General features: G+C 63.6%; 11 protein-coding genes and 3 pseudogenes. 9 read left to right on the top strand and 5 right to left on the bottom strand.

Annotated elements, in window-relative coordinates; genetic code table 11:
* Window positions 1-89: 89 nt before the first annotated feature.
* Window positions 90-866 (bottom strand): SDR family oxidoreductase, encoded by a 777-nt coding sequence (locus DRB87_RS13555; RefSeq protein WP_130026272.1) that lies wholly within the window; start codon window positions 864-866, stop codon window positions 90-92.
* A 178-nt stretch (window positions 867-1044) separates the two neighbouring features.
* On the opposite strand from DRB87_RS13555, the pseudogene DRB87_RS13560 reads away from it, so the two are divergent.
* Window positions 1045-2714 (top strand): annotated as a pseudogene (locus DRB87_RS13560) (electron transfer flavoprotein-ubiquinone oxidoreductase).
* An 87-nt stretch (window positions 2715-2801) separates the two neighbouring features.
* Here the strand turns inward: DRB87_RS13560 and aroC are convergent.
* The 3 genes and pseudogenes from aroC to DRB87_RS13575 form a co-directional block, all read right to left on the bottom strand.
* Entirely contained in the window at window positions 2802-3905 is a 1104-nt protein-coding gene (aroC, locus tag DRB87_RS13565; RefSeq protein WP_130026273.1) for a chorismate synthase, read from the bottom strand.
* A 179-nt stretch (window positions 3906-4084) separates the two neighbouring features.
* Window positions 4085-5898: pseudogene (locus tag DRB87_RS13570) on the bottom strand (MFS transporter).
* A gap of 101 nt (window positions 5899-5999) precedes the next feature.
* Window positions 6000-6455 (bottom strand): CBS domain-containing protein, encoded by a 456-nt coding sequence (locus DRB87_RS13575; RefSeq protein WP_130026274.1) that lies wholly within the window; start codon window positions 6453-6455, stop codon window positions 6000-6002.
* 411 nt (window positions 6456-6866) lie between these two features.
* Between DRB87_RS13575 and DRB87_RS13580 the strand changes: the two are divergent.
* From DRB87_RS13580 to DRB87_RS13590, 3 genes and pseudogenes are all read left to right on the top strand, one after another.
* A pseudogene (locus DRB87_RS13580) lies at window positions 6867-8173 on the top strand (O-acetylhomoserine aminocarboxypropyltransferase).
* Window positions 8170-8985, top strand: coding sequence for an alpha/beta fold hydrolase (locus tag DRB87_RS13585; RefSeq protein ID WP_130026275.1), 816 nt, complete (start codon window positions 8170-8172; stop codon window positions 8983-8985). Before DRB87_RS13580 ends, DRB87_RS13585 begins: the two are co-directional and overlap by 4 nt.
* 32 nt (window positions 8986-9017) lie before the next feature.
* A complete protein-coding gene (locus DRB87_RS13590) occupies window positions 9018-9341 on the top strand; it encodes a DUF962 domain-containing protein (RefSeq protein ID WP_130026276.1) in 324 nt (107 codons plus the stop codon).
* Here the strand turns inward: DRB87_RS13590 and DRB87_RS13595 are convergent.
* Complete coding sequence (locus DRB87_RS13595; protein ID WP_130026277.1) at window positions 9331-10647, bottom strand: YihY family inner membrane protein; 1317 nt, start codon at window positions 10645-10647, stop codon at window positions 9331-9333. The two genes, DRB87_RS13590 and DRB87_RS13595, sit on opposite strands and share 11 nt — an antisense overlap.
* Window positions 10648-11018: 371 nt before the next feature.
* Between DRB87_RS13595 and wrbA the strand changes: the two genes are divergently transcribed.
* The 5 genes from wrbA to DRB87_RS13620 all read left to right on the top strand — a co-directional run bounded on the left by wrbA (window position 11019) and on the right by DRB87_RS13620 (window position 15960).
* Window positions 11019-11606 (top strand): NAD(P)H:quinone oxidoreductase, encoded by a 588-nt coding sequence (gene wrbA / locus DRB87_RS13600; protein WP_130026278.1) that lies wholly within the window; start codon window positions 11019-11021, stop codon window positions 11604-11606.
* A 209-nt stretch (window positions 11607-11815) separates the two neighbouring features.
* Window positions 11816-12151 (top strand): DUF2069 domain-containing protein, encoded by a 336-nt coding sequence (locus DRB87_RS13605; RefSeq protein ID WP_130026279.1) that lies wholly within the window; start codon window positions 11816-11818, stop codon window positions 12149-12151.
* A gap of 65 nt (window positions 12152-12216) precedes the next feature.
* Window positions 12217-13638, top strand: a complete 1422-nt coding sequence (locus DRB87_RS13610) for an FAD-binding oxidoreductase (protein ID WP_130026280.1) — start codon at window positions 12217-12219, stop codon at window positions 13636-13638.
* Between the two features lie 199 nt (window positions 13639-13837).
* Entirely contained in the window at window positions 13838-14359 is a 522-nt protein-coding gene (locus tag DRB87_RS13615) for a MerR family transcriptional regulator (RefSeq protein WP_130026281.1), read from the top strand.
* A gap of 86 nt (window positions 14360-14445) precedes the next feature.
* Window positions 14446-15960 (top strand): MFS transporter, encoded by a 1515-nt coding sequence (locus tag DRB87_RS13620; protein WP_165385313.1) that lies wholly within the window; start codon window positions 14446-14448, stop codon window positions 15958-15960.
* Window positions 15961-15970: the final 10 nt, after the last annotated feature.

A 15970-nucleotide genomic window follows, 5' to 3' on the forward strand; every position in this document is an offset into this window, starting at 1 on the left:
CGCTGACTGCCTCGGACAATCCCGGATTGCCGCATTGCAGCGCGCCTGCCCAATTCCCCAAATCGCCGTGGCACAAGGCCTGACGAGGCTCAGCCGACTGCCAGCCCATCGTCGATCGTCATGATCGACCCGTTGATAAACCTGGAATCGTCTGAGGCGAGAAGCAGAATCAGCCCGTCCAGATCGCTCGGTTCGCCGACGCGTTGGCGGGGCAGCATCTGAACGAGCTTGCGACCGGCGTCGGTCTGCCAATGTTCGTGGTTGATCTCGGTGTCGATATAGCCCGGACACAACGCATTGACATTGATGTTGTAACGCCCCCATTCGAGTGCCATCGCGCGGGTCATGTGGATGACCGCCGCCTTGCTCACGCAGTACACGCCGAGCATGGAAATCGCGCGCTGCCCGGCCACCGACGCCACATTGATGATCCGGTGCTGGCGCTGCGGGTCGCCCTTTGCCCGCCGAATCATGCGCTTGGCGACTTCCTGCGCCACGAAAAAGGTGCCGCGCGTGTTGGTGTTCAGGACGTAGTCGTAGTCCTGGGGCGTAACGTCGACCAGACGCTGCTGGGTCGACACACCGGAGTTGTTGATCAGAATATCAATGGCCCCCGCCTCGGTCTCGGCATGGGCCACCCCGGCGCGAATGCTGTCGTAGTCGGTCACATCGAGGGGAACGACGTGCGCCGCACCGCCTTGCGCCTCGATCTCCGCCCTCAATTCCTTGAGCCGCTCGACACGCCGGCTGGCCAGCACGACCTTTGCCCCGGCCTGGGCCAGCACCTTGGCAAACTGCATGCCAAGTCCGCTCGAGGCCCCCGTCACCATCGCCACTTTCCCTTCGAGATTCAGCGAACGCCCCATCGTCTTCTCCCTCGAGCCTGGACACCCATTGACCAACGGCAGCGCCGCTTGGCCTGCCGCTAGAGTTGCTTACCTACCATACCGAACGATCGTGCTATTAATATGCGGTTGCGAGGTGCCCCCCATTCCCGGAAAATGGCCGCACCCACGAATTCTAACGTTTATAACAGGAGCATCAATGGATCCCAAGCTGCTTGAGCAGTACGGCCCGAGGGAGTCGATGGAGTATGACGTCGTCGTGGTTGGCGGCGGTCCGGCCGGCCTGTCCACGGCAATCCGTTTGAAGCAGCGCGCGCAGGAGGCTGGGAAGGAGATTTCCGTATGTGTCCTGGAAAAAGGCTCGGAAATCGGGGCGCACATCCTGTCCGGCGCGGTCATGGATCCGCAAGCGCTGACCGAACTCATCCCCGACTGGAAAGCCCTTGGTGCACCGCTCGACACCCCGGTCGTTGAAGATCGCTTCCTGTTCCTGAACGAGACCGGCGCGACCCCCACGCCGTCGTGGCTGCTGCCCGCCTGCTTCCAGAATCACGGCAACTATGTCATCAGCCTGGGCAATGTCGTGCGCTGGCTCGGACAACAAGCCGAAGCGCTGGGCGTCGAAATCTTCCCGGGTTTCCCGGCCGCCGAGATCCTGTACGACGAGAACGGCGCGGTCATGGGCGTGGCGACCGGCAACATGGGCGTCGGCAAGGACGGCGAACCGACCGAGAACTTCCAACTGGGCATGGAACTGCACGCCAAGTACACGATCTTCTCGGAAGGCGCGCGGGGCAGCCTGGGTCGCCAATTGATGCGCAAGTTCAATCTCGACGAAGGCCGCGATCCGCAGGCCTACGGCCTGGGCATCAAGGAACTGTGGGAAATCGACCCGGCCAAGCATAAGGAAGGTCTCGTCATCCACACGGCCGGCTGGCCGCTCAACGCGCAAACCTACGGTGGCTCGTTCCTCTACCACCTGCCAAATCATCAGGTGGCGGTCGGTTTCATCGTTGGGCTCGACTACGGCAATCCATACCTGTCGCCGTTCGAGGAGTTCCAGCGCTACAAGACGCATCCGTCGATCCGGCACTTCCTCGAAGGGGCAAGCGCATTTCATACGGTGCACGCGCCATTACAGCGGGCGGTCTGCTGGCCCTGCCGAAGCTCGTTTTCAAGGGCGGTGCGCTGGTCGGGTGCGAAGCGGGCTTCCTCAATGTCAGCCGGATCAAGGGCAGCCACGCCGCTATCAAGAGCGGCATGATGGCAGCCGATGCCGCCTTCGACGCGCTGGTTGCCGAGCGCCAGCGTGACGAACTCAGCGCCTACCCGGCCGCGTTCGAGCAATCGTGGCTGCACGAAGAGCTGAACAAGGCGCGCAACTTCAAGCAGTGGTTCAAGAAGGGCCTGACCGTGGCCACGATCATGACCGGCATCGAGCAAAAGCTGCTCGGCGGCAAGATGCCATGGACGATTCACCGCAAGAAGGCCGATCATGAGTGCCTGCTGCCGGCCGCGCAATGCCAACCGATCGCCTACCCCAAGCCGGATGGGAAGCTCACGTTCGATCGTCTGTCGTCGGTCTTCATCTCGAACACCAACCACGAGGAGAACCAACCGGCGCACCTCACGCTCAAGGATCCGAGCGTGCCGGTTGGCATCAATCTGTCCGAATACGCGGGGCCTGAGCAGCGCTATTGCCCGGCAGGCGTGTATGAGTTCGTGAAGAACGAGGACGAGTCCGAGCGGTTGCAAATCAACGCGCAGAACTGCGTGCATTGCAAGACTTGCGACATCAAGGACCCGACGCAGAATATCGTGTGGGTTACGCCGGAAGGAGGGGGCGGGCCGAACTACCCGAATATGTAATGCGGTATCGCCGCCGGTTCGCCCGGCGGCCTTCACTGCGGCTGACGACGCCCGGCGTGCGCCTTGCGCCTCGTCAGTCCAGCGGCGTCATTCCGGCACGCGCGCCGCAATGACTGGCGTGTTGACTTGCACATCGCCACACTGCGCGCGGTGACGCAACGCGTGATCGATCAACACGAGCGCGAGCAGCGCTTCGGCAATCGGCGTCGCGCGAATTCCCACGCAAGGGTCATGCCGCCCGAACGTTTCCACCGTCGACGCGTGACCGGCAACATCGATCGAGCGACGCGGTGTACGAATGCTCGACGTGGGCTTGATTGCGATCGACACGTCGATATCCTGACCGGTCGAAATGCCGCCCAGAATGCCGCCGGCGTTGTTCCCGACGAAGCCCTCCGGCGTCAGTTCGTCGCCGTGCTCCGACCCCTTTTGCGTGACGCTGCGGAAACCCGCACCGATCTCCACGCCCTTGACGGCATTCAGGCCCATCATCGCGTGGGCGATATCGGCATCCAGGCGATCGAACAGCGGCTCTCCAAGGCCCACCGGAACGCCGGTCGCCACAACGCGCAGCTTCGCCCCGACCGAATCGCCCGCCTTGCGAAGGTCATCCATATACGCTTCCAGTTGCGGGACGACTTCCGCGTTGGCGGCGAAGAACGGATTCTTCGACACCTGCGACCAATCCGTCTGTGCAATCTCGATGTCGCCGAGTTGCGTCATGCATCCGTACACCTGCACGCCAAATTTCTCGGCCAGCCACTTCTTGGCGACGGCGCCGGCGGCAACGACGGGCGCCGTGAGCCGTGCGGACGAGCGTCCGCCACCGCGGTAATCGCGCACGCCGTACTTTTGCAGATAGGTGTAATCGGCATGTCCGGGGCGGAACGTCTGGACGATGTTGCCGTAATCTTTGCTGCGTTGATCGGTATTGCGGATCAGCAGTGCGATGGGCGTCCCCGTCGTTACGCCCTCGAACACACCGGAGAGGATCTCGACGGCGTCCGGTTCGTTGCGCTGCGTAACGTGGCGCGACGTGCCAGGACGGCGGCGATCCAGCTCCCCCTGGATGTCGGCTTCCGTGAGCGCCATTCCCGGCGGACAGCCATCGATCACGCAGCCAATGGCCGGGCCATGCGATTCGCCGAAAGTGGTGACGGTAAACAGAGTTCCAAGCGTATTGCCAGACATACGGGGATCGGGTTCGGGGAGGACGGGAAGGCCCTATTATGCCAGCGATCCCGCCACACCGCGCCGCCCTGTGCGACGGTTGATGACGCTAAACGACCGGCCGGCGGCATTTTGGGCGCTTTTTGGGCGTGGCGTCGGAGACTTCCGAGCCACGGCCGCGATTCACGAGGAGACGCCCTTCACACCGGCCAGGGGCCGCGCAGCTTGAGCACCTTGTCGCGCAGGGTTTCCGGCGTTGCCTGCGCAGGCGACACCGGCGCCCCGATGACAAGCTCGAGCCGGTTCAGAATGCCACGCTTGAACGGCCGTGACATTGCCGCGCCACCATGTCGCGAAAAGAAACTTCCCCACAACCCGCGAAGCGCCATCGGCACTACCGGCACGGGCGTGCGCTCGACGATGTGCTGCACCCTTGACGGAAGACCTGCAGCTCGCCGGATGCCGTGAGCTTACCCTCAGGAAAGAGGCAAACGACGTCGCCCGCCGCCAGCGCGTCTGCGATCAACTGGTAGGCACGGTCGAGCGCGGCTGCGTCTTCGTGTGCCGGGGCAATGGGAATGGCGCCGACCGTACGGAAGAACCACGACAGCACCGGGATGCGGAAAATGCGGTGGTCCATCACAAAGCGAACCGGACGCCGGATCGACGCCCCAATCACCACGGCATCGGCAAAGCTGACGTGGTTGCAGACCAGCAGGCATGGCCCGTCGTCCGGAATCTGATCCGCCCCTTTGACGTCGATGCGATAGAGGGTGTGCAACAGCAGCCACATCGCGAAGCGAATCAGGAATTCCGGGAGTCGCAGGTATAGATAGACGGCCACCAGCGCGTTGAGAATGCCGGTGACGAGATACAACTGGTCGATGGTGAACCCGACTTTCGTGAGCGCCATCGCCATGAGGGCCGACACGACCATGAACAACGCGTTGAGGATGTTGTTCGCGGCGATGATGCGCGCGCGATGCGACGGTGCGCTACGGCTCTGGATCAACGCGTACAACGGCACGCTGTAGAAGCCGCCGAACATCGCCAGCAGGAACAGGTCCGCCAGCACGCGCCAATGGGCCGGTTGTGAAGCGAACTGCGCCACCGTCTGCAAGGCCGCGCCGTGAGCGCCGCCCCGACTCGCAAAATAAAGATCGACCGCGAACACCGTCATGCCGATCGAGCCGAACGGCACGAGTCCGATTTCCACCTTGCCGCCCGAAAGCCGCTCGCACAACAGCGACCCAATCCCGATGCCCAGGGAGAACATGGCCAGCAGCAGCGTGACGACACCCGGACCGGCGCCGAGCACGTCATGCGCGAAATTGAAAAACGACGCGAGAAAGGTAGCCCCAAGAAACCAAAGCCACGAGATTCCGAGCAGACTCTGGAAGACCGCGCGGTCCTTACGCGCGATGCACAGATTTCTCCACGTCTCGGTCAACGGATTCCAATTGATGCGCAGATCCGGCTGCGCCGCGGGCGTTTGCGGCACCCACGTCGACACCAGCCGGCCCAACAAGGCCAGTCCCAGGCAAACGCCGCCGATCCATGGCAGCGAGCTCGCCCCGGCGCCAGCCAGTTCGCCGCCGACAATCGTGCCGATCAGGATGGCCACGAACGTGCCCATTTCGACCAGACCGTTTCCCCCCACCAGTTCGCGCGTGGCCAGGTGCTGAGGCAGATAGGCGTACTTGACCGGCCCAAAGAGCGTGGAGTGAAGCCCCATCAGGAAGGTGCACACGAACAGCAGCGGCGCGCTCGCCCAGAGAAAGCCGGCCGCGCCGAGCGCCATGATCGCGATCTCCAGCGTTTTGACGAAACGGATCAGGCGCGCCTTGTCCCACTTATCGGCAATTTGCCCGCTGGTCGCGGAAAACAACAGGAACGGCGCGATGAAGATGGCCGAGATTAGGAATGCTGCCGTCTTGCCGTCGACGTTCTGAAAAAGCGATGCGTGATAGGTGACGAGCGACGTGAATGCGATTTTGAACACGTTGTCGTTCATCGCACCCAGAAACTGGGTCCAGAAGAACGGCGCAAAGCGCCGCTCTTTCAACAGTCGTGATTGGTGGCCCTCGCCGCGTGCCCCGCGCTGGCTGGCCTCACTCACTTGGTGTTTTCCGCTTCCTCGGCCGGCCAGTCGCGAATGTAGGCCTTGAGCATGCGATTTTCAAAGGATTGCTCCTCGACGACGGCACGCGCCACATCGTAGAAGGAAATCACGCCCATGAGCGTGCGATTGTCCATGACCGGCAAATATCGGGCGTGACGCTCAAGCATCATGCGCCGGACTTCGTCGACATCCGTCTCCGGCGTGCAGGTGAGCGGATGGTCGTCCATGACTTTGCGAATTGTGGAACTGCCGACCGTACCGCCGTTCTCGCTGATCGTATTGATGATTTCGCGGAACGTGAGCATCCCCACGAGATCGCCGAACTCCATCACGACGAGCGAACCAATGTCGTGCTCCGCCATCGTGTCGACGGCTTGGGCCAGCAACGTCTCCGGGGTCACGGTGAAAAGGGTGTTGCCCTTTACTTTCAGGATGTCAGACACACGCATGGCACACACTCCTCATTGAGATGCTCGGGCAACCGCGGCAGGACGATGCCACCGGACGCATTTGCCAGACTTCGGCGTTCGAGACGGATCGCCGGCGCGCGCGCCGCTGTCCCCTCGTTATTGTGATTGGATCATGTTCGAAAGATGCTATCGGAAAGCGTCTGAAAAGGAAAGGAACAAGACGCGCCAATGTCCGTGCGACGAGGGTTTTCGGCCGATTCCGAGGATCGATCGGGCATCGCCGCACCTCAGACATCGGACAGCACCGGCATTTTGCCAATGGGGGCGGCAGCGCCTGTCGAGATGCATGGCGGTGGTGCTAGGATTGCCGCATACGTGATGTCCGCATCACACGCCAGCGCCAAATCGCCGCCCACTCAACGTCAAGCCAACCGAGAGGCCCTCTCCGACATGTCAGTCCCGCACTTCGACACGCTTGCCCTGCACGCCGGGGCCGCCCCCGACCCCGCCACCGGGGCGCGCGCCACGCCGATCTACCAGACCACGTCGTTTGTCTTCTCCGATGCCGATCAGGCAGCCGCGCTTTTCAACATGGAACGCGCCGGCCATGTCTATTCGCGCATCTCCAACCCGACCAATGCCGTCTTCGAAGAGCGCATGGCCGCACTGGAAAACGGCGTCGGCGCCATTTCCACGGCAAGCGGCCAGGCCGCGCTGCACCTGGCCATCGCTACCCTGATGGGCGCGGGTTCGCACATCGTGGCGTCCAGCGCGCTGTACGGCGGTTCGCACAATCTGCTGCATTACACGCTGCGCCGCTTCGGCATCGAGACCACCTTCGTGCGTCCTGGCGACCTGAACGGCTGGCGCGCCGCCGTGCGCCCCGAAACCCGGCTGTTCTTTGGCGAAACGCTCGGCAATCCGGGGCTCGACGTCCTCGACATCGCCCAGGTCGCCGAGATCGCTCATGACGCAGGCGTGCCCCTGATGGTGGACAGCACGTTCACCACACCGTGGCTCATCCAGCCGTTCGATCATGGCGCCGATATCGTCTATCACTCGGCCACCAAGTTCCTCGGAGGACATGGCACGACCATCGGCGGCATTCTGATCGACGGGGCACGTTCGACTACGAGCGAAGCGGCAAATTTCCCGAACTGACCGAGCCGTACGACGGCTTCCACGGCATGGTCTTCGCCGAGGAAAGCTCGGTCGCGCCATTCCTGTTGCGCGCGCGACGCGAGGGCTTGCGCGACTTTGGCGCATGCCTGCATCCGCAGGCGGCATGGCAACTGCTGCAAGGCCTCGAAACGCTGCCACTTCGCATGGCGCGGCACGTCGACAACGCACGTCGGGTGGTGGCGTTCTTGGCGGAGCACGAGGCGGTGGCAAGCGTCGCCTATCCGGAACTGGCGTCGCATCCCGACTACGCACTGGCCAAGCGACTGCTCCCGCGCGGCGCGGGTGCCGTCTTCAGCTTCAATCTGAAGGGCGACCGGGAGGCCGGGCGTCGTTTCATCGAATCGCTGCAGCTCTTCTCGCATCTGGCCAATGTCGGCGACGCACGCTCCCTGGTCATTCACCCTGCCTCCACCACGCATTTCCGCATGGACGCCGCGGCGCTCGCGGCAGCCGGTATCGGAGAGGGCACCGTACGCCTGTCGATCGGCCTGGAAGACCCGGACGACCTGATCCAGGATCTCAAACGCGGCCTGAAGGCGGCAGTCAAATCCACGGCCAAGGGACAAGCACGATGAAGTTCGACATCAACGGCAACAACGTCTACGCCTACACCGCCGGCAAATCGATGGATCCCGCGCTGCCGACAGTCGTCTTCCTGCATGGCGCACAGCACGATCACAGCGTGTGGGGGTTGCAGAGCCGGTACCTCGCCCATCACGGCATGAACGTACTCGCGCTCGATCTGCCCGGACATCACCGCAGCACGGGCGCCCCATTGACGACCATTGAAGCGATGACCGATCGCGTGGTCGCCGTGCTCGATGCCGCCGGCATCGGAAACGCGACCTGGGTCGGGCACAGCATGGGGTCGCTGATTGCGCTGGACGCCGCCGCCCGCTATCCCGAGCGGGTGTCCCGTATCGCCCTGGTGGGCACCGCTTACCCAATGAAAGTCTCCGACGTCCTCCTCGAAGCTGCCGACGAACGTGAGCCGGAGGCGATCGCCCTCGTCAACGCCTGGTCGCACAGCACGCTGGCCGCCAAGCCCTCGGCGCCCGGCCCGGGTTTCTGGACATGGGGCATCAATCAACGCTTGATGGAGCGCGTGTCGCAACGCAATCCCGCCAAGGTGTTTCTTACCGACTTCGAGGCGTGCAATCGCTACGATCGGGGGATGGCGGCGGCCTCGCAGGTTCGATGTCCGGTACTCGCGGTGTTGGGGCAACGCGATCAGATGACGCCGCCCCGCGCAGCGCAAGCCCTGCTCGATGCGTTGCGCGACGCCGGTGCCCCCGTTTCGGTCAAGGTCGTCAATGCCGGCCACGCGATCATGACGGAGCAGCCCGACGCGCTGCTCGATGCGCTTGTGCAATTCATGCGAGACTGAACGCATCAACTTCCCAATGCAGGAGGTTTGCCATGACACCTGGGCACGATGAGTCGCCGGCGTTTCACCGGTTTGCGGACTTTTACCCCTTCTATCTCGGCGAGCACCGCAACGCCGTCTGCCGCCGTCTGCATTTCGTCGGCTCGTGGGGCGTGATCGCCTTTCTGGCGGCGCTTGCCCTGACAGGCAACCCATGGTGGCTGCTCGCGGCAATCGTCTGTGGTTATGCGTTCGCGTGGGTCGGCCATTTCTTTTTCGAGAAGAACCGGCCCGCCACCTTCCGCCATCCGATCTACAGCCTGATGGGCGACTGGGTCATGTTTCGGGATATCTGTCTCGGCCGCATCAAGCTCTAGCGCCTGCTTTGGGCTCGTGACCCTTGTGATCCACGTCAAGACACGACGCGTCGCCACCGCCGTCGTCCGGCGCGACATCGCGCGGTAGCGCGTCGGCCAGGGGCACGTCCCATTTCCCTTCGCGCAGAATGTCGGCAACATGCGCGCCATCGAGCGCGTGACGCTCCATTTGCCGCGCCAGCTCGTCAACGTTGAGGGCCAGTTGCGCGACCAGTGGCGCCAGGGTCGTCGTACGCGGGTTAGCGAGCAGCAGCCAACGCTCCACCGGTGGCTGCATTGTCAGCCGTCCGACCCAACCCATGCGCTCAAGCCGAGCGAGCAGGTCACCGGCATGATCGAGGCTCGTGCGCATCGTACTCGCCAGTTGCGCCATCGTGCGACCGCTACCGCCGGCTTCCCGGTCCAGATTGAGCAAGTGGATCAGCGTCAGGCCGTCGAGCAGATCACTCCCCGGAAAGCGGGGGTATTGGAAATGCCCGAGACGCAGCGCGGGCAAGACCGACGTGATCGTCGCGCCGATCAGCGCCACCAGCCACGACAGGTAGATCCAGAGCAAGAAGATCGGCACCGCCGCGAATGCGCCATATACGGCCGTATAGGTCGGAAACTGCCGGATGTACATGCCGAAGCCTCGCTTGGTCAGGTCGAACGCCAGCGCCGCCACGACACCGCCAACCAGCGCGTCGCGCCAGTCCACCTTGCAATTCGGCATGTAGAGATACATCAGCATGAACACCACGCTGGTCAGCGCCGGCGGAATCAGGCTGAGCAACGAGGTGACCACGGGCGGCAGCGTGCTTACCAGCGACATCGATTGCGTGAAGACGTACGAACTGATTGACAGACTCACACCGATCAACAGCGGCCCAAGCGTGAGCAGACTCCAGTAAATCAGCAGACGCTGTGCGATCGGTCGCGGACGTCGCACACGCCAGATCACGTTGAACGCCGACTCGATCGTCATTAACGTGAGCACGGCCGTCACCAGCAAGCCGATCAAACCGAACGCCGTCAGGCCTTTCGCCTTCGATGCGAATTGGTTCAGGTAATTGAAAATCTGGGCATTGACGCTCTCGGGCATCAGGTGCTCGATCAGGAAGCCCTGCAAGGCGTCGCGAAACGTATTGAAAATCGGAAAGGCGGTGAACAGCGCGAATGTCACCGCGAACAGCGGCACGATCGACAGGATCGAGGTAAACGTCAGGCTCGCCGCCACCTGCGGAATCCGGTCGTCCTGCGCCCGCGCAAGCGCGTATCGCAGCAGTTGGCGAACGTTGTTCCAGTTGATGCGGGACAGTCTGAGCAAATCGGGCTCCTAAGGGGAAGGGCTGGCGCGGCTGACAACCGTTCATCCCACGCGAGCCGTTACGGGGCCTCGCGGTTAAGCGGTTAAGCCGTTACGCCAATAGGAACGCCCTATAATACCCGCACTTTTCCGTTCCTTTTTCGTTCCTTTTTCGTTCCTTTTTCGTTCCTTTTTCGTTCCTTTTTCACCCGGCTTTCACCCAAGGCCCAAGGCTCGGGCAGGTTTTCCGCCTTACGTCTCACGCCGGCGCTCCCGTCATACGGGTCGACCTGCAACGACACAACGCGCAGCCAGACCGCTTGATCTCGCTACCTCGTGTCGACGCCCCGACATCGATCTGCCCGCCACCACCGACCCGCCGATTCGACTTCATGACTGAAATCCTCGTCCTGTACTACAGCCGCCACGGCACCACGGCACAACTCGCCCAATGCATCGCGGCCGGTATCGACAGCGTGCCCGGCGCGCAGGCGCGCGTGCGCACCGTCCCCGCCGTTTCCACGGTATGTGAAGCGAGTGCACCGGACATTCCCGACAGCGGCCCACCCTACGTCGAATTGCGCGATCTGGAAGAATGCGCGGGACTCGCGCTCGGGTCGCCGACCCGCTTCGGCAACATGGCGTCCGCGCTGAAATACTTTCTCGACGGCACCACGCCGCAGTGGCTCTCGGGCGCCCTTGCCGGGAAACCGGGCTGCGTGTTCACGTCGAGCGCCAGCCTGCACGGCGGCCAGGAAAGCACGCTGCTGTCGATGATGATCCCGTTGCTGCACCACGGCATGTTGCTGATGGGGCTGCCCTATTCCGAACCCGCGCTCTCCAGCACACGCACCGGCGGCTCGCCCTACGGCGCCACCCATTTCGCGCATGACGGTAATCCGCTCTCGGCCGACGAGCGTCAGTTGGCGTCGGCGCTCGGCGCGCGACTCGCCCGCGCGGCGCACAAGCTGGCAGAATGAGGGTTTGCGCCGCGCAACACGCCGTCCGCGGCGCGCAGCGATTGGCTCTCCTGCAGTAACGCCGGCCCTCACGACAAGCCCATGACCGCTACACCGCCCGACATGCCCCAAAACACCGATACCCGGCGTGCGCACGCGCAGCCCCCACGCACGCCACCGCCGATGCCCGCCGCCTCCGGCGGGCTCGTGGGCTGCGCCTGATCAGTGTGATGAGCCTGCTGGCGTTGATTGCACTGTCGCTCGCCTGGGAGTTATGGCTCGCGCCGCTGCGCCCCGGTGGATCGTGGCTGGTTCTCAAGGCGTTGCTGTTGCTGCTGCCGCTGCGCGGCGTGCTGCGCGGCAACCTGTATACGCTGCAGTGGTCCAGCATGTTCATCCTGCTGTTTCTTGCCGAAGGCGTCGTGCGCGGCATGACGGACACGGGGGCATCGGCCTCGCTCGCGTGGATCGAGACGGCGCTGTCCGTCGTCTTCTTCTTCTCGACGATCTTTTATCTGCGGCCCTACAAGCGCGCCGCGAAAGCCCGCGCCGCAGCCGCGCGTTAGCGCCTGCCCTGGAGACTCAGCATTACCCCCTTGGATCGCGCGAATCGTGAGACGCCCCCCCTGACATGAACGACTCCTCCTTCCTCACCGCGTGCCGTGACCTGCTGGGCCGTGACCACGTTCTGCTCGAGGCCGCCGACACGGGCGCCTACCTCACCGATCAACGCAAACGCTATACCGGACGCGCCCTCGCCGTGCTTCGCCCCGCCGACGCCGTACAGGTCGCGGCCCTCGTGCGCCTGTGTGTCCGACACGGCGTGCCGATGGTGCCGCAAGGCGGCAACACGGGCCTCGCCGGCGGCGCGACGCCCGACACGAGCGGGCGTCAGGTGCTCATCAGCTTGCGCCGTCTCGATCGCATCCGACAGGTGGATGCCGAGAACATGACCCTGACCGCTGAGGCCGGCTGTCTGCTGGCGAACGTGCAGGCAGCGGCCGCCAGCGCCGGGCGCCTCTTCCCGCTGAGTCTGGCCGCCGAGGGCAGTTGCACGATCGGCGGCAATCTCGCGACGAATGCCGGCGGCACCGCCGTCTTGCGTTATGGCAACACACGCGAACTGTGCCTCGGCCTCGAGGTGATCACCCCTCAGGGTGAGTTGTGGGAGGGGTTGCGCGGGCTACGCAAGGACAACACCGGCTACGACCTGCGCGATTTGTTTATCGGCGCGGAAGGCACGCTCGGACTGATTACCGCAGCAACGCTCAAGCTCTTTGCACAACCCGTCGCGCGCATGACGGCGCTCGCCGCGCTCGACAGCCCGACACAGGCCCTGGCCCTGCTGAATCTGGCGCAACGCATGGCAGGTCCACTGCTCACGGGCTTCGAGTTGATGTCCCACTTCTGCCTCCAACTCGTGGCGCAAGTTTTCCCGCAGCAGCGTTATCCGTTCACGCAACCTCATGCCCAGACCGTGCTGCTTGAACTCTCGGACAACGAGAGTGAAGCGCACGCGCGCGATCTGCTGGAGCGCTTGCTGAACGCGGCCGTCGATCAGGGTATCGTGCACGACGCCATTGTCGCGAACAGCCTGGCGCAATCGAATGCGCTCTGGCACTTGCGCGAAAGCATTCCGTTGGCCCAGTCGGCTACCGGGCTCAATATCAAGCACGACATCGCCGTGCCGGTGTCCCGGGTGCCCGCGTTTCTCAAAGCCACCGATCCGATCGTGCAGCGTGTGGCGCCCGGCGCCCGCATGGTCACCTTCGGCCATCTGGGCGACGGGAATCTGCACTACAACGTGATGGCGCCCGAAGGCGTCGATCCCGCCCAATTCCTTCATCGGCATCAGACGGCGGTCACCGCCGCCGTGCATGACAGCGTGCATGCCCATCACGGCAGCATCAGTGCGGAGCATGGCCTCGGGCAACTCAAACGAGAGGCTTCGGCGCATTACAAGTCGCCGGTGGAACTCGCGCTGATGCGCACACTGAAGACGGCGTTCGACCCGCTTGGGCTGATGAATCCGGGCAAAGTGCTGCCCGACTGAGCGCCGCCGCGCCCCCCCCTTCGGCCCGACCCGGCCAGCACGGGCGCCCACGCGTCGATGCCAGCCGGAGCGATCCATGTTTGCGTCTGCGTTACCTCCTCGCCCGGGCGTCGGCACCTTCTCGTCCACCACCTAAACCTATACGTTCACGTACATGTTGTGCTAGCATGTTGCTCATCTTCTGATCGGAGGCAATCGGATGCCCACAGATCTCGCGCCCTCGCCAACCACGGACACGCCGTCTGACGATGCTCACCTGCTGAGCGTCGGCCAAGCCGCCGCCGCGCTTGGCGTGACAGCCCGGACGTTGAAGTATTACGAGGAACTGAACCTCGTCGTGCCTGCCCGTAGCGGTGGACGTTATCGCATGTACACCGCGTCGGATCTCGCGACATTTGGCCGCATTCTGCGCATGCGCTCGCTCGGCTTTTCGGTGGCCGCGATCACGGAGATGCTCAAACGCCCGATGCGCCTGGTCGAATCCGGCAAATCCCGCATGAACGAGGAGGACCTGCAAGTCGTGCGCGACGCCCTGCACGCCCAGCTGGGCACATTGCGCGAGCGCACGGCACAAGTGCGCCGCGAATTGCGTGAGGCGGAGACGCTCGAAACGCAGATCGCCCATGACCTCCAGTACATCGAACAGCGCCTTCGTGGTGTGCCCGCCGACGAACTGCTGGCAGAACGTGCGGCAAAACACCGCAAGCCTCGTTCGCACTGACCGCGTCCGAGATTGGACTTCGCTCCCCGTCGCCTGCCATGACATCCGCCGCCCCGCCGACCGGCCCTGACGCCCCGCGGCGACCGATGCGCGTCGAAGCCTACCGCTACGCGCTTGGCCTGATCCCGGGGCTCGAATTCTTCGAGAACGCGCTGCTCGTCTACTTCGCCGTCTACATCTCCGGCGGCGTCGACGCCTCCCCCAAAGAGTTCGTATGGATGACGACGGCGTACGGCATTGCCTCGGTCCTGGCGATCCTCAAGCAGCAATGGTTCGTCGAGCGCGTCGGCTATCGTCGCTATTTGACAGCGTCCCTGCTGCTCTACGCGTGCGGCGCGCTGTTCGCGGGCACCAGCGAAAGCGTGACCCAGCTCGTGATCGCGCGGGCCTGCCAGGGTTTTTGCGCGGGCAGTTGGATGAGTTCGTGCCGCATCCTGGCGCAAGTGAGCGTGCCGGCACAGCGCCGCGGCAAAACGGTGCAGACGTTCGCGCTGCTGCTCTTCACCGGCTCGGCCGCTGCGCCACTGATCGGCGGGCTGCTCGTTTCCGAATACACGTGGCGTACGCTGTTCCTGTGCACTGCGCCGCCCGCCGTGCTGCTCGCGGGACTCGCCTGGTTCTCGGTACCCGACGTCGGCCGCCTGCGCGAACGCGCCACCGATAGCCGCTATCCGTTCGCGCCCTTCATGGCCTTCGCATTGGCGATGGGCGCGCTTCAAGTCGTGCTGCAGGAAATGCGCTACACGCTGTGGCTGCAAACCCCATGGTTGCCGTTGCTGACCGTCGCCGGCGTGGGCTCGCTCGTGTGGTTCGGCTATCACCAGTGGCAACATCCGGCGCCCTTCATTCGCCTGCAATCGCTTCGTCGACGGGAGTTTCAGGTCGGACTGTTGCTGTACGCGGCGTACTACTACCTGGCGAACACGCAGAGCTACCTCATGCCGCGCATGCTCGAGCAGGGGCTGGGCTTCACGGTCGAGCGAACTGGGCAATTGCTCGGCTATTCGGCGCTGCTCACCGTAGGCTTGCTATTGGCGTACTTTCGCGTCGCGAAATTCATTACACACAAGAAATTACTGATCGTGAGCGGGTTCGTGATGACGATCGCCACCAGCCTGTGGCTCGCCGCCATGCCACCCGATGCGGGCCAGTCGCAACTGTATGGCGTGCTAGCCCTCAAGGCCGTGTTCGGCATCTTTACCGTGCTGCCCGTGGCCAATCTGACCTTCCGTACTTTCGATCACGAGAGCTTCGTGCATGGCTACCGGCTCAAGAACATCCTGCGCCAGCTCTCCGGCTCGTTCGCCGTCTCCACGATTGTCGCGTTCGAACAGCACCGTGAAGCGCTGCACCGCACTCGCCTGACCGAAGTCGCCAATCCGTTCAACCCGCGATTCACGCAGACACTCGATGCGCTCGCCGATGGCTTCACGCGTGCTGGGGTAGCCGCCTCGCAGGCCCACGGCGCCGCGCTAGCGCAAATTGCCGGGATGATTCAGCGCCAAGCGTCATTCCTGACGTTCATCGACGGCTTCCACTTCATCGCCATCGTCGCGCTGTGCGGCGCCATCTTTGCGGCCGCCCAAAAGCAGCTAAATTAGAATCGATGCG

This window comes from Pandoraea sp. XY-2, from assembly GCF_004193915.1.
In the GTDB taxonomy this organism is placed as follows: Bacteria; Pseudomonadota; Gammaproteobacteria; order Burkholderiales; family Burkholderiaceae; genus Pandoraea; species Pandoraea cepalis.

Excerpts from the sequence above, each read along its gene's own strand:
- DRB87_RS13585 (WP_130026275.1), top strand. The coding sequence starts at position 8,170 with ATGAAGTTCGACATCAACGGCAACAACGTCTACGCCTACACCGCCGGC.
- DRB87_RS13615 (WP_130026281.1), top strand. The coding sequence starts at position 13,838 with ATGCCCACAGATCTCGCGCCCTCGCCAACCACGGACACGCCGTCTGAC.
- DRB87_RS13575 (WP_130026274.1), bottom strand. The coding sequence starts at position 6,455 with ATGCGTGTGTCTGACATCCTGAAAGTAAAGGGCAACACCCTTTTCACC.
- DRB87_RS13610 (WP_130026280.1), top strand. The coding sequence starts at position 12,217 with ATGAACGACTCCTCCTTCCTCACCGCGTGCCGTGACCTGCTGGGCCGT.
- DRB87_RS13605 (WP_130026279.1), top strand. The coding sequence starts at position 11,816 with ATGAGCCTGCTGGCGTTGATTGCACTGTCGCTCGCCTGGGAGTTATGG.
- DRB87_RS13590 (WP_130026276.1), top strand. The coding sequence starts at position 9,018 with ATGACACCTGGGCACGATGAGTCGCCGGCGTTTCACCGGTTTGCGGAC.
- wrbA (WP_130026278.1), top strand. The coding sequence starts at position 11,019 with ATGACTGAAATCCTCGTCCTGTACTACAGCCGCCACGGCACCACGGCA.
- aroC (WP_130026273.1), bottom strand. The coding sequence starts at position 3,905 with ATGTCTGGCAATACGCTTGGAACTCTGTTTACCGTCACCACTTTCGGC.
- DRB87_RS13555 (WP_130026272.1), bottom strand. The coding sequence starts at position 866 with ATGGGGCGTTCGCTGAATCTCGAAGGGAAAGTGGCGATGGTGACGGGG.
- DRB87_RS13620 (WP_165385313.1), top strand. The coding sequence starts at position 14,446 with ATGCGCGTCGAAGCCTACCGCTACGCGCTTGGCCTGATCCCGGGGCTC.